The sequence below is a fragment of the Streptomyces sp. NPDC008139 genome (assembly GCF_042957025.1).
GTDB lineage: Bacteria > Actinomycetota > Actinomycetes > Streptomycetales > Streptomycetaceae > Actinacidiphila.
The window spans coordinates 1-21,331 of record NZ_JBIBHM010000009.1 but is presented as its reverse complement, the minus strand read 5'-3'; the positions used below and the strand labels follow the sequence as shown (position 1 = coordinate 21,331).

The window sequence follows — 21,331 nt, the reverse complement described above, 5'->3', positions numbered from 1 at the left end:
GCACCCCCCTCGCGTATCCTGAGCGGCATGGCGAGGAAGGAAACACCCGAGAACCCCGAGAATTCTGGACGACTGAAGCAGATCGTCCAGACCTACAAGATGACCAGGCAGGCCGACCCCAAGGTCGGGCTTGTCGTTGCGGCTGTGGGAATCGTCACCTTCGGTGTCATCCTCGCCCTCGGCTTCTTGATCGGTCACCCCATCTACGCAGGCATCCTTGGCTTCCTGCTGGCCTTCCTCGCGATGGCGGTCATCTTCGGCCGCCGGGCCGAGAAGGCCGCGTTCGGGCAGCTCGAAGGCAAGCCGGGCGCCGCTGCGGCCGTTCTGCAGAATGTCGGACGCGGCTGGACCGTCACCCCGGCCGTCGCGATGAACAAGAGCCAGGACGTGGTGCACCGCGCCGTCGGCAAGGCCGGTGTCGTCCTGATCGGTGAAGGCAACCCGAACCGCGTGAAGGGCCTGCTGGCCGCCGAGAAGAAGAAGGTCAACCGGGTCGTCTTCGACGTGCCGGTGCACGACTTCATCGTCGGCAACGGCCCGGACGAGCTGTCGCTGAAGAAGGTGCGCACCACGCTGCTGAAGCTGCCGCGCGTGCTGTCCGGCCCGAAGACGACCGAGGTGAACGACCGGCTGCGGGCGCTCGGGGATCTGATGAGCAACATGCCGATCCCGAAGGGCCCGATGCCCAAGGGGATGCGGATGCCGAAGGGCCGCTAGGCGGTCGGGGCACGGAGGTCGTTGTACGAAGGGGGTCCGGGGGCAGCGTCCCCGGACCCCCTTTTTGTGTCTTCGGCTGGGTCAGATCCGTACCTGTACGGACTTGGCGGCCTTGTCGTGCAGGCCGCGGGTGTCGCGGTCCCAGATGACGGCGGGGACGACGAGCAGCAGCAGCGCCGTACGGATGACGACGGCGACGGCTCCCAGACGGCCGCCGTCGAGGCGTACGACGCGCAGGCCCATCAGCCGCTTGCCCAAGGTGGTGCCGACGGTCAGCAGCAGGACGACGCTGACCACGCCGAAGACGACGAGTGTCCAGGTATTGGACTTGCCGGCGTCACGGTGCGCGATCAGGCCGTATGCGATCAGCAGACAGAGGAACCAGTCGATGAAGAGCGCCACGACGCGGCGCCCCACCGGCGCGATGGAACCCGGCCCGTTCTCCGGCAGTCCGAGGCGCTGCCCGCGGTAGCCGAACTCCACGCCCATCTGCTCGGCGGCGGCACCCGGGCCCGACAGCCACGATCCGATTGCATCCCTGTTGTCCACCCGACCACGGTAACCCGGCACCGTCCGCGGCCCTACAGCGCGGTCGCGGACGGGGCCTTCCGGACGCCCACCCGTACGGCGCTGCCCGGGTGTCGCCCCGGCGTCGCGGTTAACGCCTCGGAAACAAATGGGTCATGCTGGAGAAATCCCTGATCCCTATGGTCGGGGCAGTGTGCGCCACCGCACTGGCGCGCCTCGAGTTGCCAACCCGACCCGTGGGGCCGGGCCTAGGAGGAGTGGGATGTTCCAGAACGCCGACGACGTCAACCGGTTCATTACGGACGAGGACGTGAAGTTCGTCGACGTCCGGTTCTGTGACCTGCCCGGCGTCATGCAGCACTTCACGGTCCCGGTCTCGACGTTCGACCCGACCGATGAGCTTGCTTTCGACGGCTCGTCGATCCGCGGCTTCCAGGCCATCCACGAGTCGGACATGGCGCTGCGCGCCGACCTCTCGACGGCCCGCGTGGACCCGTTCCGCCGGGACAAGACGCTCAACATCAACTTCTTCATCCACGACCCGATCACCGGCGAGGCGTACAGCCGTGACCCGCGGAACGTGGCGAAGAAGGCCGAGGCGTACCTCACCTCCACCGGCGTCGCCGACACCGCGTACTTCGGCCCCGAGGCCGAGTTCTACGTCTTCGACAGCGTCCGCTTCCAGACGTCGGCGAACGAGTCCTTCTACCACATCGACTCCGAGGCCGCGGCCTGGAACACCGGTGCGGTCGAGGACAACCGCGGTTACAAGGTCCGTTACAAGGGCGGCTACTTCCCGGCCCCGCCGGTCGACCACTTCGCCGACCTGCGCGCCGAGATCTCCCTCCAGCTGGAGGCCTCCGGCCTCCAGGTCGAGCGCCAGCACCACGAGGTGGGCACCGCGGGCCAGGCGGAGATCAACTACAAGTTCAACACGCTGCTCGCCGCGGCCGACGACCTGATGCTCTTCAAGTACATCGTGAAGAACGTCGCGTGGCGCAACAACAAGACCGCGACCTTCATGCCCAAGCCGATCTTCGGTGACAACGGCTCCGGCATGCACGTCCACCAGTCGCTGTGGCAGGGCGGCACACCGCTCTTCTACGACGAGCAGGGTTACGCGGGCCTGTCCGACATCGCCCGCTACTACATCGGCGGCATCCTCAAGCACGCGCCGTCGCTGCTCGCCTTCACCAACCCGACGGTGAACTCGTACCACCGCCTGGTCCCCGGCTTCGAGGCCCCGGTCAACCTGGTCTACTCGCAGCGCAACCGGTCCGCCGCGATGCGCATCCCGATCACGGGTTCCAACCCGAAGGCCAAGCGCGTCGAGTTCCGCGCCCCGGACCCGTCCTCGAACCCGTACCTCGCCTTCTCCGCCCTCCTCCTCGCGGGCCTCGACGGCGTCAAGAACAAGATCGAGCCCGCCGAGCCGATCGACAAGGACCTCTACGAGCTCGCCCCCGAGGAGCACGCGAGCGTCCCCCAGGTCCCCACCTCGCTCCCCGCCGTCCTCGACGCCCTCGAGGCCGACAACGAGTACCTCCAGGCCGGCGGCGTCTTCACCTCCGACCTGATCGACACCTGGATCGACTACAAGCGCACCGCCGAAATCGCCCCGATCCAGCTCCGCCCGCACCCCCACGAGTTCGAGCTCTACTTCGACATCTAAGCCCGGGGTTACGCTCAGCTGCGACTGTCACCGATAGATGCCCTCTGAGCTGCGAAAACAGCTCTCAGCGTCTCTCGCTGATCCTCACCCGTCCTCGTCCTCATGTGTAATAAATGTGGAACGGGACGCGAATTAGCTGACCACTCATCAGCTGACAGGGCCTCACAGGCGCCCCGTCACCTCCCTCACGGAGCGTGACGGGGCTCCTGTGCGTCGCCCAACTGAGGGCCTGCCGCCGACGCTCTCGCCGGACCCCCGCAACTGCGGGACGGACGGCGGCCGGGGACAACGGTGTGTAGGCCGAAGACGCTTCACCCCCGCACCTGCGGGATGGACAGGCCGTGATACTTCTCCCACCAGCTTGCCCCCGGTTCACCCCCGCGCCTGCGGGACGGACAGCCGGGAGGCGCGCTGCTCGGCGAGATCGATCGGTTCACCCCCGCGCCTGCGGGACGGACTCCCTGCCGGGGACGTTGGCGGCCAGCGCGAACGGTTCACCCCCGCGCCTGCGGGACGGACAGGGCCGCGTACGTGGCGAACTGGTCCGAGTTCGGTTCACCCCCGCGCCTGCGGGACGGACGCCCTGGACTCCCTGCACCGCGCCCAAGAGGTGCTGTTCGGGGTCACTGGTGGAGTGCTCGGAGCGGGCCAGCCGCTCGACCTGGGCACGGACGTTCCATACGGTCCACGTCGCCCGCTCTTCGGCAACGGCGGCGACGGCGCGCACGGCCAGGGCGTCGACATCCGCCTCGTACGTTTCCTGGTCCGCCGTTTCAAGTGCTGATCGCGGAGCGGGAGGCACGGCGTCCATCAGGCGCTGAACAGCCTCGGGGCCGAAGGCGTCCGTGAGCGATCCGCGCCATGCCGCGCGCATCTCGGCCAGCGACGGGCGGCCTTCTTGCCCTCGCGCGTGTCCAGGTTGGCCTGCCGCGCCAGTTGATGCGCGACTCCCTTGGACGGGTCACGGCCGTGCTCAGCCCGGTAGGTACGGAGCAGTTGCTCGTAGCGGGCTTCGATCTCGGTACGCCGGGAGGAGAAGTGCGTGATGAACTCGCCGGGGACTCCGGTGATCTCCCGTACGGGTTCGCGCCCCGACGTGCTCGGGCGGTCGGTGAACGTGACACCGAGGCGGCCCGACAGCTCGACCTCGAACCGCGAGTTGTAGAACTCGCTCGCCGCCGCCGTCATCGCGTACAGCGCTCGGGCGTCCAGCGAGCGCCACTTCCCGTCGACGCCCTGGACCTTGCTGGAGACGGCGACATGGGTGTGAAGGTTGGGGTCGCCCGCCCTGGAGTCGTAGTGATCAAAAGCCGCTGCGATCAGACCCTTCGTCTCGATCTGCGCCTGCCCCGTACTACCGGTCCGGGTGAACGCGGCATGCTCCTCCAGCAGCTCGAACGCCGCATCCCGAGCTGCCTCGTGGGCCTGCCGCACGGCGGCCCGGACGTTCTCGCGGTCGTCCAAGGCCCACAGCACAGCCGCTGGCTTGACCGGCGCGAAGACGACGTCGAACCCCGCCACCGCGGCACGCTGCCGGGTGGACTCCTCCCGCTGGATCTTCTTGACCTCAGCCCGCGTTGGATCGCGCCGCGCCTGCTCCATGTGGGTGGCCAGGCGCTGAGCGACGCGCCCCTCGAACGGCGCCAGCGCCTGGTACTGCGGGAACGCGCGGCCAAGCTTCGCGGCGTCGATGGCGGCAGTCCGCACAGCTTCGAGCTGGTGATCACTCACGTCCGCGCGAACGTTGGCTGCCAGGTATGCCTCGATGATCCGGTCCGCCTCCGGGTGCTGGCCCAGGCCGAACAGGTGACGCATCTGGCTCCCGGTGACGGTCTGTTCGTGCAGGTCCAGCAGCGGGGCACCCCGGCCGATCCACTGTCCCGGAGGGTTCCCCTGGGCCGTGTAGTAGTCGGCCGCCGACTGGCCCGCCTGACGTGGCACGTCGCCGCCCGCGATCTGCCGCGTCAGGTAGGTGTATCCCGTCCCGGACGTGAGCTTGTGGATGGTCATCATCGCGGCGAACACCCGACCAGTGAATTCCATCCGAGCCGGGGAAACGACGCTATTCGCGCTCCGCTGACTCGCTCCTCCCTGATCACACGAGCACCTTAGCCCCGCGCAGCGGGCCATGCTCAGAATATCTGCAAGGGGTGTCTGGGATCTCATGTGTGAGCTGATCGATGCAGGTCAGGCGGCTCAGAATTGGCTGCCGCCGAGTCTCTTCACTGCTTCACCTCTCAGCGGCTCTCGCTATTTCTCATATTCTCCCCATAGGCACTACGAGGGGTTTGCCATCAGGGATTTCTCCGTTATGGTGCCGCCATGAGTGGACGAATTTCCGCCACCCGCGCCACAGCGCTTCGGGCGGCACAAGAGGCAAGGCCGATCTGATCGCCCGCGACACCGCCGGCGTCCTGTACTTCTACAAAGGCACGGGCAGCGCCGCCGGGCCGTTCGCCACGCGCGTCCAGATTGGCTCCGGCTGGAGCGTCTACGACTCCATGACCGGGGTGGGCGACTGGAGCGGCGATGGCAAACCGGACCTGGTCACTCGTGACACGAACGGCCAGCTCTACCTCTACCAAGGCACCGGGAGCGCCCCAGGAGTATGGGCGCCCAAGGCCCAGGTGGGAACTGGCTGGAACCGCTACGACCTGCTCTTCTGACACTCTCTCAGTGGCCCGCGGTGCGGCAGCCGTCCCGGTTCCGGGGCGGTGAGCCGTACCGCGGGGCTCAGAGGGATCGCTTTCCACGCGCACGTCACGGGGAAGCCAATCGCACCTGGAAGATTCAGCCGGTGAACTCGACCCACTGAGCAGCCTCATCGGCACTTACCGGCGGCCCCCACATGAGAGCACCGTTCCACAAACCGGGCTTTGCGCCATCACTGATCGCAGGAGTCTCAAGGAGATCCGCCATCTCTTCCAGGTAGACAGACAGCGACTCAAATCTCACGCTGCGCTCCCCGTACCCGCTCCAATAACGGATCTTTCCCGTCTCGGCATCCAGCAGCAAACCCGACGTAAAATCAGAAGCACCGTAGGTACAAATCGGAATCCAGGCTGGCCGCCAGAGCAAGAGCTCCTCACTGCCTGTCTCGTGCTGTTGTGTTAAGAGCATGCGGTAGACCTCGATGATTCCATCAAAGCGCATCGGAGCCCATTCCCCCAGCATGAAGGAAACGTACCTGCCCGACTCCGCTGACACACCCGCAGTGAGCCGCCACCATGCCTTCAAATCCGGCGGGATACGCACACCAACCGCCTACTGAAAGACGGTGATCGCATCCTCCGAAGCTCCAGATTGAAGGACCTCATAAGTTGCTGGAGCATTCCGGTGAAGCCAGGACTCGATGCGCTGCCACGCATCAGTCACTTGCCTCTCGACGATCGCCTGAGCGTTTGGGTCCATCGTGAGACTCTCCCCCTGGTCAGTGACTCGACATATCGTTCCGTCACGCCTACACCATGACTGCCCATCCTGTCACCGTTCCCCACGGCCATGAAAAGCCCGTCGAGCCTGTTGCCGATCTCGTCCGGCGTCCCGGACGCCCGAGGGTGCATCTCTCTCCCGGCCGCAATACCGACTCCCGCCTCCTTGGCGTCTCCCTTCGGTCGACTGCCGTTTGCGGCGCTGAAGACCTCTGGTCCCGGAGCCCGCCAACCCCTGTTCCGCACCCGGATGACGTCAGGCTCGCCTACGCGACCTTCTGGCGGGCGAGTTCCTGTGCTCGCTCATAAACTTCGCGTGCCTGATGGTTCTTGAGATAGGGGCGGAGTCGGCGCCTGAGGGCGCTGAAGTGCTCATCAGCACGCGACGAGGAGAGGCGCTCATAGTCGTCAAGGAAGTTGGACCAAGTGGCGCAGGACGCCTCCAAATAGCCAACCTCAAGCTGCCGTTGCGCGAGCAAGCCATTGGCGTGAGCCCGTCCCTGCTTCTCGATCGGAGGCCGGACGCGGTTGGAGTCCTGCATGGCCTCGATGGACCCGGGCACATCACCGAGGGCGTAGAGCACGCTGGACACGTGGAAAAAGTATGCGGCCTGGTCGTAACCACCAATGGCGTCACGGCGGTTGTCCGCCTTCGAAAGCGCTGTCTGCGTTTCCGCGAGGCGCGAGAAAGCGAGGCGCTTGTCTTTGACGAGCGCCGCGCCTTGCGCCTGTTGTCCGGTGAGGAACGCTTGGAGACGCGGACCTGCTTTCGGCGCCGCCTCCGCGGCCGAGTCAGCGAGTTCCAACGAGCGCTTCCCGTGCTTGAGGTTGGCGGCCTGGAGCGACATGCCGCGAAGGGTACGGCAGTAGGTGATGTGATCCTCGGCATCCGCGGCCAGGTGCAGTGCCTGCACGTAGTACTGCTGCCCGAGCCCGTGTTCTTTCTCGTACATGGCCATCCAGCCTGTGAGGTACACGAGGTCGGACGCGGCGGCGAGCATGTCCTTGCGTACCGCCTCGGACGCATCGGCCCGCAGATACGGCGCGACCGTGTTCACAAGGAACGCCGCAGCCATCGGGCGGGCATGCCCCCCGCCAAGCTCATCGAGAATGTCCGCGATGCGATTGGTCATCGTCCGGACGGTAGCAACCTCGCCCGCTCCGATCCGCGTCGCACGTCCACTCGCGTGAGCCTCGGAACGGCCCGCCAGGTCGACGTAGGCCGGAATCGGCAGCGCGGCTGCATAGAGCGTCGTCGTGAAGAACTTGCGGCGAGAGGGGTCCATGTCTTCTCTCCCAATGGTGACCAGTCCCTCCACAGTGTCCTCGGGCATGGCCAGCGCGGCGAGAGTCGCTGTTTCGGCCACTGAGGGCGGTAAACCGGCTTCGACATGGGTGACCGGCCGGCCCAGGCGCCGGGCGAACGCCTCCAAGATCAACGGACGCCATTTCGCCTGTGGCCGCGTGCCGGAGAGCCACTTGTTCACATTGCTCTTGTCACAGCTCACCGGAACGCCCGCTTCAGCCGCAGCACGGTTCACTGCTGCGGCCAATTCAACCTGAGACCAACGGGCCTCGCTCAAAAGAGCTCTGAGGCCTTCGTTCGGCTCGTGTTCAGCCATGCTGCCACTCTCCGAGGGTGGACGAACTTTCCACGCTTTCCACTTCGCAAGCCGCTTCAACGGTACCGCTCTGCGTGCGCACACGGTTGCGTAGTGCGTGCAGGCAGTCATCGCGAGCGGCACCCCCGCTCGCGGCACCGGAGAGCACACGGAGGGTAGCGATGGCCAGCATGTACGTCCACCAGACCAGGCTGGGCTTGGCTTGCGAGCCCTCTGCCGTCCGGTACGCCCGTGAGCACGCGATGGACATATCGATGCGATGGGAACTGCCGCGCGACGTGGTGAGCGATGCCGCCTTGATCGTCGATGAGTTGGTCGCCAACGCGGTCCGCCACACGGGTGGCGCGGCCGAGCCGTTCGATCCCGCTCACGGGCAGCCCAAGGTTGGCTGGTGCTCCCTCACCATGTGGATCTCCTCGCACCAGCTCGCGATCGCGGTCTACGACGAGAGTCGGAACCCTCCCTTGCTGCGACCGCCGTCCGACGACTCGGAGGACGGCCGCGGTTTGCACCTCGTGGCCGGACTCACCGAGGGCCGCTGGGGCTTTCAGCTCGCCGTCGACCGGCCGGGAAAGCTCGTCTGGGCCAAGCTCCAGTTGCCCGCCGACGCTTCGGCACTCGGCCGTGCTTCCAACGGACCGTCCGGCGGCGGTCACCTCCAGCCGCTACTACGGGAGCCGGCCCGGCCTGGTTGGCGGGCGGTGGCATCGGCATGAGCACGCCAGTATTCGCCCCATACGACGACGCCGTCACGGTCCGAATTCTGCGGTTACTGCGCAGCTCGGCGGGGACGGACAGGATGGACGAGCCCCCGCTACTGGGGACCGTCCTGGACGACCTCGAAGCGGCGCTCGGGGAGTTCTCCGGCCCCTCCGAGGAGGAGATTTCCGGTCTCGAAGTGCGCCTGTCGCGTGCGTTCGATCGGTTTCTGATCATGGCTCAGCAGATTTATCCTCCGATGAGCCCGGAGCCGGCGGCACGAGTTCACCGCCTTGCTGAGGAAGCCGATTCCAGTGGCGCTGCACACGGTCTGGGTTACGTACGGCGTCTCGCGCTCACCGTCCAGGATCTGCTCGACCACTGCTGTGTGGGCTACCCGCCGAGCCGGAGCCCGTAGGGGCCGAGGCCAAGGCGCCCCGGCTCTGTGCCGATCCGGACGAGCATCCGGCGTCGAAGCCCAGTCGTCTCCGGCATTTCTCGCCGCAAGAAGACGACCTTTGAAATCGCATACGCGGGCCCGGAGCACCAGCTTTTACGAATGGAGACAACTATCAGCGAGGAACGAAACTCGGCGGTCATCGCCGCCGAGGATCGTGGTCGGCAGCCCGCGCCCTGGAGTACGCCGGGGGCCTGGACGATCACCACCGTCAACGGTTTCACCACATCCGGCTACCTTCCCGCCTGGGCCGAGGACGATCCCAGCGAGATCGACGTCCCGATGGATGCACTCGCGCTGCGGCTCACCGAGATCGGCCACCGTGCCCTGTACGAGGGCCAGATCGTGGGCATGGCGACCTGGCCCTCCACGAGCCAGGTCGAGGAGGAGGCCGTCTTCGAAGCCGCGATCGATTGCAACCCCTACGACCCGGACCCCGCCCAGCGCGAACCGGTCGTCAACATCCACATCGTTCCCGGACGGTGGATCCCCGGCCTCGACCCCGACGGCGTCGCCGACGTCGCCACCAAGCTCCGCGCCCAGGCCGACCTCCTCACCGACGTGGTTCGGCCCGCGCTCATCGCGGCCCGCGAGGACTGGTCCGCCCACCATCCCGGCAGAAGCTGAGCGCCTTGCTGAAAGCCCACGATTCACCGAGAGGAAATCCCGTATGGACGGCGTCCCAGACGTGACGACCAACATCGACCGACCCACCGAGGCAGAGCAGCAGTTGCGCGATGCCTTGGTGCAGCAACTCATCGAGCTCGGCGCGGCGCGCAGCCCGAGGGTCGCGGACGCCTTCCGTACCGTCCGTCGGCACTTGGCCACCCCCGAGGCGGACATGGCCAGGACGTACCAGGCCGAAGTCGCGACGGTGACCAAGACCGACGAGCACGGAGTCGATGTCAGTTCGGTGTCCGCGCCTCGCATCCAGGCGATGCAGATCGAACAGGCCGACATCGATCCGGGAATGACCGTGCTGGAGATCGGCTCCGGCGGCCCCAACGCCGCCTACCTCGCGGAGATGGTCGGCGAGAACGGCCGTGTCGTCACGATGGACATCGACTCCGAGGTGACGGACCGCGCCACGGACTTCCTCAAGGCCACCGGCTACCGGAACGTCACCGTCGTCACCGCCGACGCGGAGCGCGGAGCACCGGACCACGCGCCGTTCGACCGTATCGTCGCCACCGTCCAGGCCACCGACGTCCCGCCGGCCTGGATCGAGCAGCTCCGCGAAGGCGGGCGCCTCGTGGTACCGCTGCGGATGCGCGGCATGACCCGCACGGTCGCCTTCGTGCGTGACGGCGACCGGCTCGTCAGCGACGGGTTCGAGCTGTGCGGATTCGTGCCCATGCAGGGCGTCGGAGAGAACCGGGTGCGCCTGGCGGTCCTTCACGACGTGGAGGGCGAAGAGGTCGGTCTCCGTCTGGACGGGCACGCCGAGCCGGACACTGCCGCTCTCGCCCACGCCCTCACGACGCCGCGGGCCACCGAGTGGTCGGGGGTGACGCTGGCCGGTGACGAGTCCAACGAACATCTGGACCTGTGGCTGATGACCGCCTTGGACAACCTCCCCCTGTTGGCCGCGAAGCCCGGGGCGCGTAAGCGCGGGCTCGTGACCTCGGCCTCGCCTCTCGGCATTCCCGCGCTCGTCGACGGCGGCAGCTTCGCCTACCGGACGGTGCGCGCCACCGACGCGGAGGACCGCTACGAGCTGGGCGCGATCGGGCACGGCCCGCACGGACGGCAGCTCGCCGAGCGCCTGGCCGAGGAAATCCGCATCTGGGACCGCGACCACCGCGGCGACCGGGCGCACATCGAGGTCTACCCGGCGGGTACGCCGGACGACCGCCTTCCCGCCGGCGGCCGACGCATCGAGCGACGGCACTCGCGGATCACGATCACCTGGCCGTAGGCCAGGCAGCACATCCCTACAACCTCCCAGGAGGAGAACGAGATGGCACCGCAGATCACCCACACATCGGGCACCGTCCTCAAGGCGGCGACGGACTTCCACGCCGACGGCGGGGACTTCGACCTGAACATCGAGACGATCGCCTCGGCTCCGGTCCTCGGCTCACTGCTGAACGACACCAGCGACAACTGCACCGCCACGTGCGCCTCCGCCTGTTCGAACAGCACCTGCATCGGCGGCTGATCCGACAAGGCGTCAACACCCGCGGTCGACCAGGCGCTTGGGGGCGGGCGGACCACATACCGGCTCGCCCGCCCCCGGGCCCGGCGATCTCAAGGAGCACAGATGTATCAGCAGATTGACGTGAGCATGATCAGAGTGTCGCTCTTTCCGCTCACCCCGACGCTGCCCTCCTGGCCCGGCGAGAGCGCCACCGTCGAAGAAGTCCGCACATGGATGGAGAACGTCTGGGCGGACGACGCTCGCGCGGACGCGATCGACCACGCGGCGCCCTCGCTCGCGACCGCCGTCCGCTCGGCAATCGACGGCACGGCACGTCCTTCACGTGTCCGGCGGGCCGGGCGGGCCTTGGCCCGCTATCTGCTGAGAATGCAGTATCGGGCCACCCCGTTCGGTCTCTTCGCCGGCCCGACCGTCGTACGCATCGGTCAGGAAGCGCATGTCCGCTGGGGCAGTTCGCACCGCGCCTACGCCTCCGCCGACGCCACCTGGCTGCGCGACATCACCGCCGCTCTGGAACACGATCCGGCCGTACTCCCGTATCTCACGGTCGTGACCGACCCGACGTGCACCGTCCGCGGGGCCCGGATCGTCGTTGCGAACCAGCCCGGCGAGGACGGACCCACCGACACCAGCCTGCGGCGGACCCGCGCCGCCGAGACGGCGCTCGACATCGCCCGCTCCCCCATCCGCGGCCGCGATCTGATCGACAAGCTCCACGGGGGCTACCCCAGTACCCCGAAGGCCGTCGTCCAGGAGATGGTCCGCGACCTTGTCGCGCACCGCGTCCTGCTGACGAGTCTCCAGCCGCCGATGACGTGTACGGACGCGCTGGGCCATCTGATCGTGCGGCTCGACGAGGCCGGTGCCGCGCAGCCGAGGACCGCTCAACTCCGTTCGATCCACCGGCTTTTGAACCGTCACGACCACGCCCCAGCCGGGGACCAGCCGCTCCTGCGGGCGAAGGCGACCGATGCGATGACGGCGGTCACCCGCGTCACCGAGCGCCCACTCATGGTCAACGTCCGCCCCGACTGCGACGTGATCCTGCCGCGCGAGGTCGTCCGGGAGGCGGAGCGCGCCCTGACGGTGATGGCCCGCATCACGCCGTACCCCGACGGCTCCCCCGCGTGGAACGACTACCGGGCGCGATTCCTGGAGCGCTACAGCATGGGCACCGTCGTTCCCGTACGCGAACTGACCGACCCCGACACCGGGTTGGGCTTCCCCGTCGGCTTCCGGGGCACCGTCCTGCCCCGTCCTACCCTCGCGACGACTCCCCGTGACGAGCACCTCCTCGCGCTCGCACAGGACGCGGCGCTCACCGACAAGCGCGAGATCGTCCTCACCGAGGAGGACGTCGAGGCGCTGTCCCTCGGCGAGCCGACTCAAGTCCCCGCTCACGTCGAGCTGTGCTTCGGCGTGCTCGCGCAATCCGCCCGCGCGCTGACGGAGGGCCGTTTCAACCTCTCCACCGCCGGCCTGTCACTGGCCGCCGGCACCCTCACCGGTCGTTTCCTGCCCATGCTGGAACCCGCCGAACTCGCCCGGGTGGCAGCCGGTTACGCCGCGCTGCCGACACTGACCGACGGCGCCGTACGGGCACAGATCTCCGCACCGCCGCTCAAGCACCGGACGCACAACGTCGGCCGGGCCCCTCTCCTCGCCCCCGAGGCCGTGGCCGTCGGCGAGCACAACCCGGCTGCCACGCTCGACCTTGACGACCTGGGCGTGGCCGCCGACGCCGGACGGCTCTACCTCGTCTCCCTCTCCTCCGGGCGGATCGTCGAGCCGTCCGTGATGAACGCCGTCGAGCTGAGCACCGCGACTCACCCGCTGGTGCGATTCCTGTGCGAGCTGCACCGCTCCCACACCGCGATCCTGATCCCCTTTGCCTGGGGTGCCGCGGCCCGTCTCCCCTTCCTTCCCGAGGTCCGGTACGGCCGCACCATCCTGTCCGCCGCCTGCTGGCGGCTGCGCACCGGGGACCTCGGCGGACCGGCTTCCTGGACGGTGCGCTTCACCAACTGGCGCATCCGGTACGGCGTTCCGCGCACCGTGTACGTCGGCTCCGACGACCGGCAGCTCCGCCTCGACCTCGACCTGGCCTCCGATCGTGATTTGTTGCAGGCAGAGGTCGACCGCCGCGGCGCTGTTGTGCTCCACGAGGCCCCGGACGAGAGCGCGTTCGGCTGGATCGGCCATGCCCACGAAGTGACCATGGTGTTCGCCGCCGACCAGCAGCCCGCGCCGGCTCCGGCCCGCGATGCCACGTACGTGCGCGGCACCGCGCGGATGCCGGGGCTGACGGACTGGGCATATCTGAAGCTCTACGGCAACGAGGCGCGGGTCCCGGAAGTGCTCACCGCTCATCTTCCCCGGCTGCTTGAGCAGTTGGAGACCGTCCCGGAGTCGTGGTTCATCCGCTACGCGGACCCCGACGCACACCTGCGGATACGGCTGCGGCTGCCCAGCCCCGACGATTTCGGCGCCGTCACGCGCGAGGTGGCCGCGTGGGCGGCTGGGCTGCGAGACGAGGGCTTGGTGCAGCGCGTGCAGTGGGATACGGATCAGCCCGAGACCGGCCGCTACGGCACCGGCTCCGCGCTCGCCGCCGCCGAAACGTACTTCGCCGCCGACTCGACCGCCGCCCTGGCCCAGATGCGACTCGCCGTACCGGCCGACCTGCACCCCGGAGTCACCGCGGCGTCGTACGTCGACATCGCCTGCGGTTTGCTCGGGTCTCCGTCGGCCGGACACGACTGGCTGGTCCGTCACCTGCTGCGCAGCGACGGCGCGACGGCACCTCGTCCCGCGCAGGCTCTGGCCCTGCGGCTGACCGCCGACGACGACCCGAAGCCCGTCCTGGTCGACTTCGCCGGAGGCGACTCCGTACGGGACGCCTGGACGGAACGACGCGAGGCCCTCGCCCGCTACCGCCAGGCACTCCACGCCCAGGGGATCACCCCGGCCGAAGTCCTGCCGTCCCTGCTCCACATGCACCACAACCGCGTCGCGGGCATCGACCCCGACGCCGAAGCCACCTGCCGCCGTACGGCTCGCGCCACGGCCCTGTCCTGGACCACTCGTTCCCAAGGTGCACCCCGGTGACCGCCGCCGACCCCTCCTTGTCCTCTCGGCAGTCCCTCGCACATGGCCCGCTCGGTATCGCTCTGCTGTCTATCGAGCGGGCCCGCCGAGGCGTCGGCGACTGGTACGACGTGCAGCGCGTCCTTGCCGGAGTCGGCCCGCTGATCGACGGCCGGGACGCCAGCCTCTTCCTCGGCGCCCCCGCGATGGCCTTCGTCCTGCACCTTGCCGCCGACGGCACCGACCGATACGGCGCCGCGCTGAGCACCCTCGACGGCATCGTGGCCGGGCACACCAACCGCCGCCTGGCCGCGGCGCACGCCCGTATCGACGCCGGACGGCAGCCGTCGTTCGCCGAGTACGACCTGTTCCGCGGCCTCACCGGCATCGGCGCCCTCCTCCTGCGCCGGGCGCCCGGCGGCGCTGAGTTGAAGGGCATCCTGGAGTACCTCGTCCGCCTGACCGAGCCCGTCACCGACCCCATCAACGGCGAGCCCCGGCCCGGGTGGTGGGTCGCTCACGCCCCGGCTGGCGACACGACGGCCACCCCCGGCGGACACGCGAACGCCGGTCTTGCGCACGGCATCACCGGCCCCCTCGCCCTCCTCGCCCTGGCCAAGCGCGCGGGCATCACCGTGGACGGCCACCAGATAGCCATAGTCCGGATCTGCCGATGGCTCGACAAGATCCGGCAACGCGACCACGGCCGCCTTCGCTGGCCGCGATGGATCAGCGACGGAGGACCCGCACCCGCACCCCCCTCGACGCCGTCCTGGTGTTACGGAACCCCGGGGCTCGTCCGTGCACAGCAACTCGCGGCGATCGCCCTCGGCGACGGCGACGGCAAGGGGATGGCCGAGCAGGCTCTGCTGTACTGCCTGACCGATCCTGTCGCACTCGGCACTATGACCGATCGCGGATTGTGCCACGGGGTCGGCGGCCTCCTCCGGACCGTCCAGCGCGTTGCCCAAGACGCCGACGACCCAACCGACTTCACCCAACACCTCGACACCATCGCCAAACAGTTCCTGGCGACCGGGCCTCCGCCGGAGGACGGATTCCTAGTCGGAAGGGTCGGCGCCGCCCTCAGCTTCCAGGACATCGAATCCGGTTCCGCGCCCCAGGGACAGTGGGACGCCTGCCTCCTGCTGACCTGAGAGGAACCCTCGTGCCGCACAACGCCAACCGCACCGAGAGCGCCGTCCTGGCCGTCCTCGCCGGCACGCCCGTCGAAGAAGCCGCCCGCGCGGCCGACACGACGCTCGCCCACCTCTCCGAAGCGGTCCAGCGCTACCGTGCCGCCGGCCGCGCCGCCCTCGACGCCCAACCCTCCGGCTGGCACCAGGTCAACATCCACTTCGCCGACTACCCCACCGCACACCGGGCCTTCCACACCCACCTCACGCCCGCCCTGCGCACCGGCCCAGTCGGCGCCTGGTGGTTCGTACGCAAACACCCCCACTGGCGACTGCGCTACCACCCGGCACCCGACGCCACCACCGAAGACGCCATCAGGCACGTCACCGCCGCACTTGACCGGTCCGTCTCCTGCGGCGTGACGACCGATTGGTCCTCCACCGCATACGAACCAGAAACCACCGCCTTCGGCGGTCCGGTCGGGATGACGCTCGCCCACGAGCTGTTCCACACCGACAGCCTCGGCGTGCTCGACTACCTCCACAGCGCGGCAGACAGCAACAAGAAGATGCCGGACGCCAAGACCACTTCCCTCCTGGCCTTGACGCTGCTGATGCGCGCAACTCACCTGGAATACGGCGAGCAAGGAGACGTATGGGCCCGCGTGGAAGACCTCCGCCCGCTCCCCGAAGCCGTCACCCCGGAGCAAGTCAGCGCCATGGTCACCCCCATGCGCCGCCTCCTCCTCACCGACGCCCGCCCGCTCCTGGACTCCGGCGCACTCGCCCCCGTACGCCCATGGATCGCAAGCCTCGAACTCAGCGGACAGGCTCTGGCAGAAGCCGCCGAGAACGGCCACCTCAACCTCGGCGTACGCGGCATCCTCGCGCGCCACCTCATCTTCCACTGGAACCGAATGGGCTTCACGGCCCGACAGCAATCCATCTGGTCCCGCGCCGCCAGAGAGACGGCTCTTGGGAGGTGAAGCGACGGATACGACCTACGCAGCGAAGTCGCTGGATAGCAAGTCACAGTCCCCAAAAATCCTGGACCCAACCGTTCAGTCGCAGGGAACCGATCGCCTCAAAACCCCCGACGCACCGAGCATCGCTCTGGCATGATCTTGCCCCCACTAAGGGTTGTCCCGTAAATGATCTACGGCATGCCCGCTGGTCTGCTTGGTTCTCGATTACCCGGCGAGGGTGAGGTTGTGCAGTCGGGCGATGCCGAGCATGGCGTGGTGGACGCCCTCTCCTTTGAGTCGGCAGTCACGGAGGATCTTCCAGGTCTTCATACGGGCGAAGGTGTGCTCGACGCGAGCGCGGACTTTGCGGTGGGAGGTGTTGTGTTCCTCTTTCCAGGCCGGCAGTTCGGTCTGGCCGCGTTCGCGACGGTGCGGGATGACCAGGCCGGTTCCCCGGTAGCAGCCGGCCATGCGGACGAGGTCGGCGGTGGTGCGTCCAGGGGTGCGCAGGCGAGGTAGAAGGCGACCTCGTCGGGCTTGGCGATGCTGCGGCGGGCCAGCATCCAGCGCTGGCGGGTGGGTTCGTCTCCGTCGAATTCCGATACCGACGGCAGGCGGGCGGCGGCCCAGTCGTAGAGGCGTTCGCCCTTGGCGCCCGCTCCGGCGGACAGGCGCCGCCAGGCTTCGGGCGGGGCCTGGGTGAGGAGGTGGTCGATGCGTGGGCCGTGGATCTGCTGGGATTTGGGGACCGCGACGACGTAGGAGAGCCCGGCGTCTTCCAGGAAGCGGCGGAAGCGGGAGTCCTGGCCGTAGGCGGAGTCCGCGGTGACCCAGGCGATCGGCAGGGGCGAAGCGAGAGCGCGCCGGACCATGTCCCGTGCCAGTTCGAGCTTGGTGGCGAAGGCGCGGTCCTCGGGGATACGGGCGGCCTTGCAGCGTTCGCGGTCCTCAGTCCAGGACTTGGGCAGGTAGAGCTCGCGGTCGACCAGGGCGTGGCCCTTTGCGGTGGCATAGGCCGCGAAGACGCCGATCTGGCAGTTCTCGGTCCTGCCGGCGGTGCCGGAGTACTGGCGCTGCACGCCGGCGGAGACCGTGCCCTTCTTGATGAAGCCGGTGTCATCGATGATCAGGACTCCGTCACAGAACACCGAGGCGCTCGGCGGCGTAGGCCTGGAGGTCGTCACGGACCTGGTCCGCGTTCCAGCGTGCACCGGCGAGCAGGTGCTGCAGCCGGTGCGGGGCGGTATGGCCTGCGTACTCGGCCAGTTGCCGGCTGTTCTTGCGGCCCACCGGGCCGAGGAGCCCGCGCGCGTAGTCCCGCATCCGCCGCCGGGGTTCGACCCGGCCGAAGCGGGAACCGATCCGGAGGAGCAGTTCGTCGAGTTCCTGGTCCCACGCTTCCGCGAGTAGATCATTGAGCACACCGGTGGGCTGTCCACCGGGCTGCCACCGTATGCGCCGGGACACACCTTCGTGCGACCTCCCCGCGAAACCGCCTCCGGCCCCGCAGCGGCCCGGCTACACTCACCGCCGCCAGGCCACTGACCAGCACATACGGAGAACTCTCACTGGAGTACTAATACTCCAGCGGTAGATCGTGATCACGCTGGCGCTGCGGGAATTTCCGATCAACGGTGTAACGGTGGGTCGCTCCCCCCTGAACGCAGCGCTTGGGGTGGCGCCGGGGCGCCACCGTGTGTGCACGGCCGTCCTCCGGCGGTGTGCCGGTCTGGCGCCGGTTGTGCCGCAGGCGTGGGGTCTCGAAGCGCCTGGCATACTCAGCCCGTGATGGATGTCGAGGAGTTCTGGGCCCTGATAGGCGAGGCGTGCGCCGAGGTTGACGCGCTGGAACTGGACTTCGACAATCGGCGCGACGCGATCGAGCGCGCGTGCGAGGAGCGGCTTGCGAGCCGCACGCCTGCCGAGATCGTCCAGTTCTCCCTGCGCCAGTGGCAGCTGCGCGACCAGGCCTACCGATACGACCTGTGGGCGGCGGCGTTCCTCATCGAAGGCTGGTGGTCCGACGACGCATTTATGGACTTCCGCGAGGGCCTCATCTCGCTCGGCCGATACTGGTACGAGCGCGCGCTCGCGGATCCGGACTCTCTCGCCGACCATCCGGCGGTGCGGGACGGCGGGGACGTGCTCATCGGGAACGAGGACTTCAGTGGGGTGGCCCACCGGGCGCACCAACGTCTCACCGGTGAACCGGACGGGCTCAACGAGGCGCTAGGGGCTTCCCCAGAAGCTGGCCCGCTCAGCGCTATCACCGAGCTGGCCGGGGCTCGGTGGGACGTTGCCGACAGCGATGAGATGCTCCGCCGCCTGCCACGCCTCGCCGGAATCTTTCTGGACCAATACTCCAGTGCTGGATCCTGATCACACTGGCGCCGCCAGCACCAAGCACACGCACGCCGCTGCCACTACAAACACCGCGGACACACCTTCGTGCGACCTCCCCGCGAAACCGCCTCCGGCCCCGCATCGGCCCGGCTACACTCACCGCCGCCAGGCCACTGACCAGCACATACGGAGAACTCTCACTGGAGTACTAATACTCCAGCTGTAGATCGTGATCTTGAGTGGCCTTCCGCTGGTACTCGCAGGGGCGGAGCCGGGCTTGGTGGCAGCGTCGCCAGTCGGACCAGCCGAGCCGATGGGCGTCGCTGCACGACACCCTCCCGTGGCTCACATCTGCGAGGTGCGGAACCGCCGACTTGGCGTGAGCGTCGAAAGGCCATGACTAAGAGAGCTGGACACATCATCTTCGCCCTCACGCTGGCTGCTGGGGTGCTCACGGGCTGTGCCCAGACTGACGAGGGCGCAGACACCGTCCGGGCGACACCGTCAGGCCGGACGATTCCCTTCGACCTCTATACGCATTGCGGGATCGACGAGGCCCGTATCGGCTCGACGTACTTCGAAGCGGAGACCCCACTCTCAGATGGCTCGGGAAACCCGCCCGAGGGGTGGGGCAACCCTACCCAGCGCGGCACGATGACCTTGAAGTCCGAGACGGAGGCCGTCTTCGCCGACGATGCCGGGCATGAGGTGAAGTTCCGTGCCCGGCCCGGCGCAAGTGCCTTCAAGCACATCTGCAGTTAAAGAGCGTTTTGCCCCAGCGGGCGTGTTTGGTAACTCGGGCATAGACCTTTGGTTCGCGTGATCGTGCATGTGAGAAGAAGATCCAGTCGACCAACCCTCTGGAGCGGGTCAACCGGGAGATCAAGCGCCGCGTCGACGTCGTCCAGATCTTCCCCAACCCCGACGCCCTCGAACGCCTCACCACCGCCGTCCTCATCGAGATGCACGACGAATGGATCGCTTTCCCCCGCCGCTACCTCCCCGAAGGCAGCATGGACAAGATCTACCCACCTGAAGATCAACCCGACACGGTTACACCACTACAGGGGACATGACCCCCTCGGACCAAACCTCAGTACGAGTCACGGGTTCGACTCCACATCATCGAGCCGTTGGGTGACATCAAGATCCGGCAGCTTACGCCGTCAAAGATCGTCGCCTGGATCAAGCTCCTACGAAAGACGCTCGGCGAACGGACAGCCGGCCTGATCTACTCGCACCTGAACTCCATTCTCGTCATGGCTGTGGATGACGAAGTCGTGCGCAAGAACCCGTGCGATTCTCGGTCCGTCCAACGAGTGAAGCCTCGCCGACAGATCGGGGGTTCAAGGATCTTGCCGTCGACTGGAACGACTCCGAAGGCATAAAGATCCACCTTCCAGACCCCTACAAAGCGACTGTCGATTGCGGGCGCGGGATCGGCATGCGCCAAGGCGAGGTGTTCGGCTTCAGCCCGGACGACATCAACTGGCTGCACAAGGAGAAGGTCGTCCACATACAGCGTCAGATCGCCCACGACCGTGGCGTGATGGTGTTCGCGCCGCCGAAGGGAGGAACCGATGAGGACCCGAAGGACAGGTACGTGCCCATCGGCGACGAGCTCGCCTTCATCCTCGCCGAACACATACGGCTCTTCCCACCCGTCGAGATCACCCTGCCCTGGATGGAGAGTGACGGGCCGCCCGTCACCGTCCGCTTGATGTTCGCCTCGCGCGAGCGCAAGCCGCTCAACAAGAACTACTTCAACTACCTCTGGAAGGCCGCACTCGAAGCGATCGGCCTGGTCGAAGCTCTCAACGACAAGCCGGTTGGGCGCGGGCGCGTGTGGGAGAAGTGCCGCGAGAAGATGATGCACTCGCTCCGGCACCTCTTCGCTTCCGAGGCCATAGCCGGTGGAGTGGACGTCTACACCCTCGCCGACCTCCTGGGACACGAAGACCCGGCGTTCACGCTCCGCATGTACGTCCACCGGGTCACCGGCGCCGTCGACAAGGCACGGCAGGCGATTGGCCGCCGCTACCGACCGCCGCATGAGCGAGCGCGCCCCGATGTGGACCAAATGTGGACTGGCGACTGAGGAGGCCCCGTATGGCCAGGTCAGAGCCATGTTCGAGCTCTATTTCGACATCTAAGCCCGGGCTGCCGCCCATTGGCGGCAACCCTCACGAGATGCACCGGAGCCCCGCCGCCTCCCTCCCGGAGCGTGACGGGGCCCCGCACGTCGCCCAACTGAGGGCCTGCCGCCGACCAGCGCCGACGCTCTCGCCGGCCCCCTCGCGACGGCGGGACAAACCGGTCCGGTTGGTGGGCATGTGCGCTGGTGTCCCGTTCACCCCCGCGCCTGCGGGACGGACGGCCCTGCGCCGCCTGTGCCACCGACCGGCGCCGGGGGGGCCCCCCCCCCCCCGGGGGGGGCCCGGCCCCCCCCCCCCCCCCCCCGCCGGCAGGAGGCCGGGCAATTGGCCCCCGGCCACCCCCGCCGCGCAGGGCCC

Annotated in this window: 21 protein-coding genes, 3 pseudogenes and 1 CRISPR repeat array; of the genes and pseudogenes, 17 read left to right on the top strand and 7 right to left on the bottom strand. The window is 67.9% G+C overall.

Annotation, left to right across the window (positions count from 1 at the left end):
* Positions 1 to 27 precede the first annotated feature (27 nt).
* On the top strand, positions 28 to 717 hold the full coding sequence (locus ACFZBB_RS20110) for a DUF4191 domain-containing protein (protein ID WP_355334356.1): 690 nt from the start codon (positions 28 to 30) through the stop codon (positions 715 to 717).
* Between the two features lie 81 nt (positions 718 to 798).
* Here the strand turns inward: ACFZBB_RS20110 and ACFZBB_RS20105 are convergent, their stop codons facing one another.
* Positions 799 to 1,266, bottom strand: a complete 468-nt coding sequence (locus tag ACFZBB_RS20105; RefSeq protein WP_188283232.1) for an RDD family protein — start codon at positions 1,264 to 1,266, stop codon at positions 799 to 801.
* A 241-nt stretch (positions 1,267 to 1,507) separates the two neighbouring features.
* On the opposite strand from ACFZBB_RS20105, the gene glnA reads away from it, so the two are divergent.
* Positions 1,508 to 2,917: a type I glutamate--ammonia ligase gene (gene glnA, locus ACFZBB_RS20100; RefSeq protein WP_391124028.1), complete on the top strand. Its 1,410-nt coding sequence runs from the start codon at positions 1,508 to 1,510 to the stop codon at positions 2,915 to 2,917.
* Between the two features lie 245 nt (positions 2,918 to 3,162).
* Positions 3,163 to 3,497: direct repeats of the CRISPR family, unit length 29 nt; unit sequence CGGTTCACCCCCGCGCCTGCGGGACGGAC.
* A gap of 54 nt (positions 3,498 to 3,551) precedes the next feature.
* Complete coding sequence (locus tag ACFZBB_RS20095) at positions 3,552 to 3,701, top strand: hypothetical protein (protein ID WP_391124026.1); 150 nt, start codon at positions 3,552 to 3,554, stop codon at positions 3,699 to 3,701.
* Positions 3,702 to 3,727: 26 nt separating this feature from the next.
* Here the strand turns inward: ACFZBB_RS20095 and mobF are convergent, their stop codons facing one another.
* Positions 3,728 to 4,942, bottom strand: a complete 1,215-nt coding sequence (gene mobF / locus ACFZBB_RS20090) for a MobF family relaxase (protein ID WP_391124024.1) — start codon at positions 4,940 to 4,942, stop codon at positions 3,728 to 3,730.
* Positions 4,943 to 5,205: 263 nt separating this feature from the next.
* On the opposite strand from mobF, the gene ACFZBB_RS20085 reads away from it, so the two are divergent.
* Positions 5,206 to 5,583, top strand: coding sequence for an FG-GAP-like repeat-containing protein (locus ACFZBB_RS20085; protein WP_391124022.1), 378 nt, complete (start codon positions 5,206 to 5,208; stop codon positions 5,581 to 5,583).
* Positions 5,584 to 5,707: 124 nt separating this feature from the next.
* Here ACFZBB_RS20085 and ACFZBB_RS20080 read toward each other — a convergent pair whose 3' ends face one another.
* The gene (locus ACFZBB_RS20080; RefSeq protein ID WP_391124020.1) at positions 5,708 to 6,172 is read right to left on the bottom strand and encodes an SMI1/KNR4 family protein; all 465 of its coding nucleotides are present in this window, start codon (positions 6,170 to 6,172) and stop codon (positions 5,708 to 5,710) included.
* Positions 6,173 to 6,614: 442 nt separating this feature from the next.
* Positions 6,615 to 7,970: a hypothetical protein gene (locus tag ACFZBB_RS20075; protein ID WP_391124018.1), complete on the bottom strand. Its 1,356-nt coding sequence runs from the start codon at positions 7,968 to 7,970 to the stop codon at positions 6,615 to 6,617.
* 161 nt (positions 7,971 to 8,131) lie between these two features.
* Between ACFZBB_RS20075 and ACFZBB_RS20070 the strand changes: the two genes are divergently transcribed.
* From ACFZBB_RS20070 to ACFZBB_RS20035, 8 genes are all read left to right on the top strand, one after another.
* Positions 8,132 to 8,686: an ATP-binding protein gene (locus tag ACFZBB_RS20070; RefSeq protein ID WP_391124016.1), complete on the top strand. Its 555-nt coding sequence runs from the start codon at positions 8,132 to 8,134 to the stop codon at positions 8,684 to 8,686.
* A gap of 83 nt (positions 8,687 to 8,769) precedes the next feature.
* Positions 8,770 to 9,087: a DUF6415 family natural product biosynthesis protein gene (locus ACFZBB_RS20065; protein WP_391124014.1), complete on the top strand. Its 318-nt coding sequence runs from the start codon at positions 8,770 to 8,772 to the stop codon at positions 9,085 to 9,087.
* A gap of 141 nt (positions 9,088 to 9,228) precedes the next feature.
* The gene (locus ACFZBB_RS20060; protein ID WP_391124012.1) at positions 9,229 to 9,753 is read left to right on the top strand and encodes a DUF6907 domain-containing protein; all 525 of its coding nucleotides are present in this window, start codon (positions 9,229 to 9,231) and stop codon (positions 9,751 to 9,753) included.
* Positions 9,754 to 9,796: 43 nt separating this feature from the next.
* Positions 9,797 to 11,044 carry a methyltransferase, FxLD system gene (fxlM, locus tag ACFZBB_RS20055; RefSeq protein ID WP_391124010.1) on the top strand — a complete coding sequence of 416 codons (1,248 nt, stop codon included), beginning with the start codon at positions 9,797 to 9,799 and terminating at the stop codon, positions 11,042 to 11,044.
* 42 nt (positions 11,045 to 11,086) lie between these two features.
* Positions 11,087 to 11,287, top strand: coding sequence for an FxLD family lanthipeptide (locus tag ACFZBB_RS20050; RefSeq protein WP_391124008.1), 201 nt, complete (start codon positions 11,087 to 11,089; stop codon positions 11,285 to 11,287).
* A 102-nt stretch (positions 11,288 to 11,389) separates the two neighbouring features.
* Positions 11,390 to 14,395, top strand: coding sequence for a thiopeptide-type bacteriocin biosynthesis protein (locus ACFZBB_RS20045; RefSeq protein ID WP_391124006.1), 3,006 nt, complete (start codon positions 11,390 to 11,392; stop codon positions 14,393 to 14,395).
* Positions 14,392 to 15,531, top strand: coding sequence for a lanthionine synthetase LanC family protein (locus ACFZBB_RS20040; protein WP_391124004.1), 1,140 nt, complete (start codon positions 14,392 to 14,394; stop codon positions 15,529 to 15,531). Before ACFZBB_RS20045 ends, ACFZBB_RS20040 begins: the two co-directional genes overlap by 4 nt.
* A gap of 11 nt (positions 15,532 to 15,542) precedes the next feature.
* Positions 15,543 to 16,496, top strand: a complete 954-nt coding sequence (locus tag ACFZBB_RS20035; protein WP_391124002.1) for a thiopeptide-type bacteriocin biosynthesis protein — start codon at positions 15,543 to 15,545, stop codon at positions 16,494 to 16,496.
* 204 nt (positions 16,497 to 16,700) lie between these two features.
* On the opposite strand, the pseudogene ACFZBB_RS20030 reads toward ACFZBB_RS20035, so the two are convergent.
* From ACFZBB_RS20030 to ACFZBB_RS20020, 3 genes and pseudogenes are all read right to left on the bottom strand, one after another.
* Positions 16,701 to 16,940 (bottom strand): annotated as a pseudogene (locus ACFZBB_RS20030) (transposase); the annotation flags it as partial.
* Between the two features lie 89 nt (positions 16,941 to 17,029).
* A pseudogene (locus tag ACFZBB_RS20025) lies at positions 17,030 to 17,554 on the bottom strand (IS701 family transposase); the annotation flags it as partial.
* Between the two features lie 58 nt (positions 17,555 to 17,612).
* Positions 17,613 to 17,897: a transposase gene (locus tag ACFZBB_RS20020; protein ID WP_391124000.1), complete on the bottom strand. Its 285-nt coding sequence runs from the start codon at positions 17,895 to 17,897 to the stop codon at positions 17,613 to 17,615.
* 366 nt (positions 17,898 to 18,263) lie between these two features.
* On the opposite strand from ACFZBB_RS20020, the gene ACFZBB_RS20015 reads away from it, so the two are divergent.
* The 5 genes and pseudogenes from ACFZBB_RS20015 (at position 18,264) to ACFZBB_RS19995 (ending at position 20,916) form a co-directional block, all read left to right on the top strand.
* Complete coding sequence (locus ACFZBB_RS20015; RefSeq protein WP_391123998.1) at positions 18,264 to 18,854, top strand: DUF4240 domain-containing protein; 591 nt, start codon at positions 18,264 to 18,266, stop codon at positions 18,852 to 18,854.
* A 360-nt stretch (positions 18,855 to 19,214) separates the two neighbouring features.
* Positions 19,215 to 19,580, top strand: coding sequence for a hypothetical protein (locus ACFZBB_RS20010; protein ID WP_391123996.1), 366 nt, complete (start codon positions 19,215 to 19,217; stop codon positions 19,578 to 19,580).
* A 62-nt stretch (positions 19,581 to 19,642) separates the two neighbouring features.
* Positions 19,643 to 19,894 (top strand): annotated as a pseudogene (locus ACFZBB_RS20005) (transposase); the annotation flags it as partial.
* Positions 19,895 to 19,939: 45 nt separating this feature from the next.
* Positions 19,940 to 20,206, top strand: coding sequence for a hypothetical protein (locus tag ACFZBB_RS20000; protein ID WP_391124700.1), 267 nt, complete (start codon positions 19,940 to 19,942; stop codon positions 20,204 to 20,206).
* Positions 20,113 to 20,916, top strand: a complete 804-nt coding sequence (locus ACFZBB_RS19995; RefSeq protein WP_391123994.1) for a tyrosine-type recombinase/integrase — start codon at positions 20,113 to 20,115, stop codon at positions 20,914 to 20,916. Before ACFZBB_RS20000 ends, ACFZBB_RS19995 begins: the two co-directional genes overlap by 94 nt.
* The last annotated feature ends 415 nt before the right edge of the window (positions 20,917 to 21,331 follow it).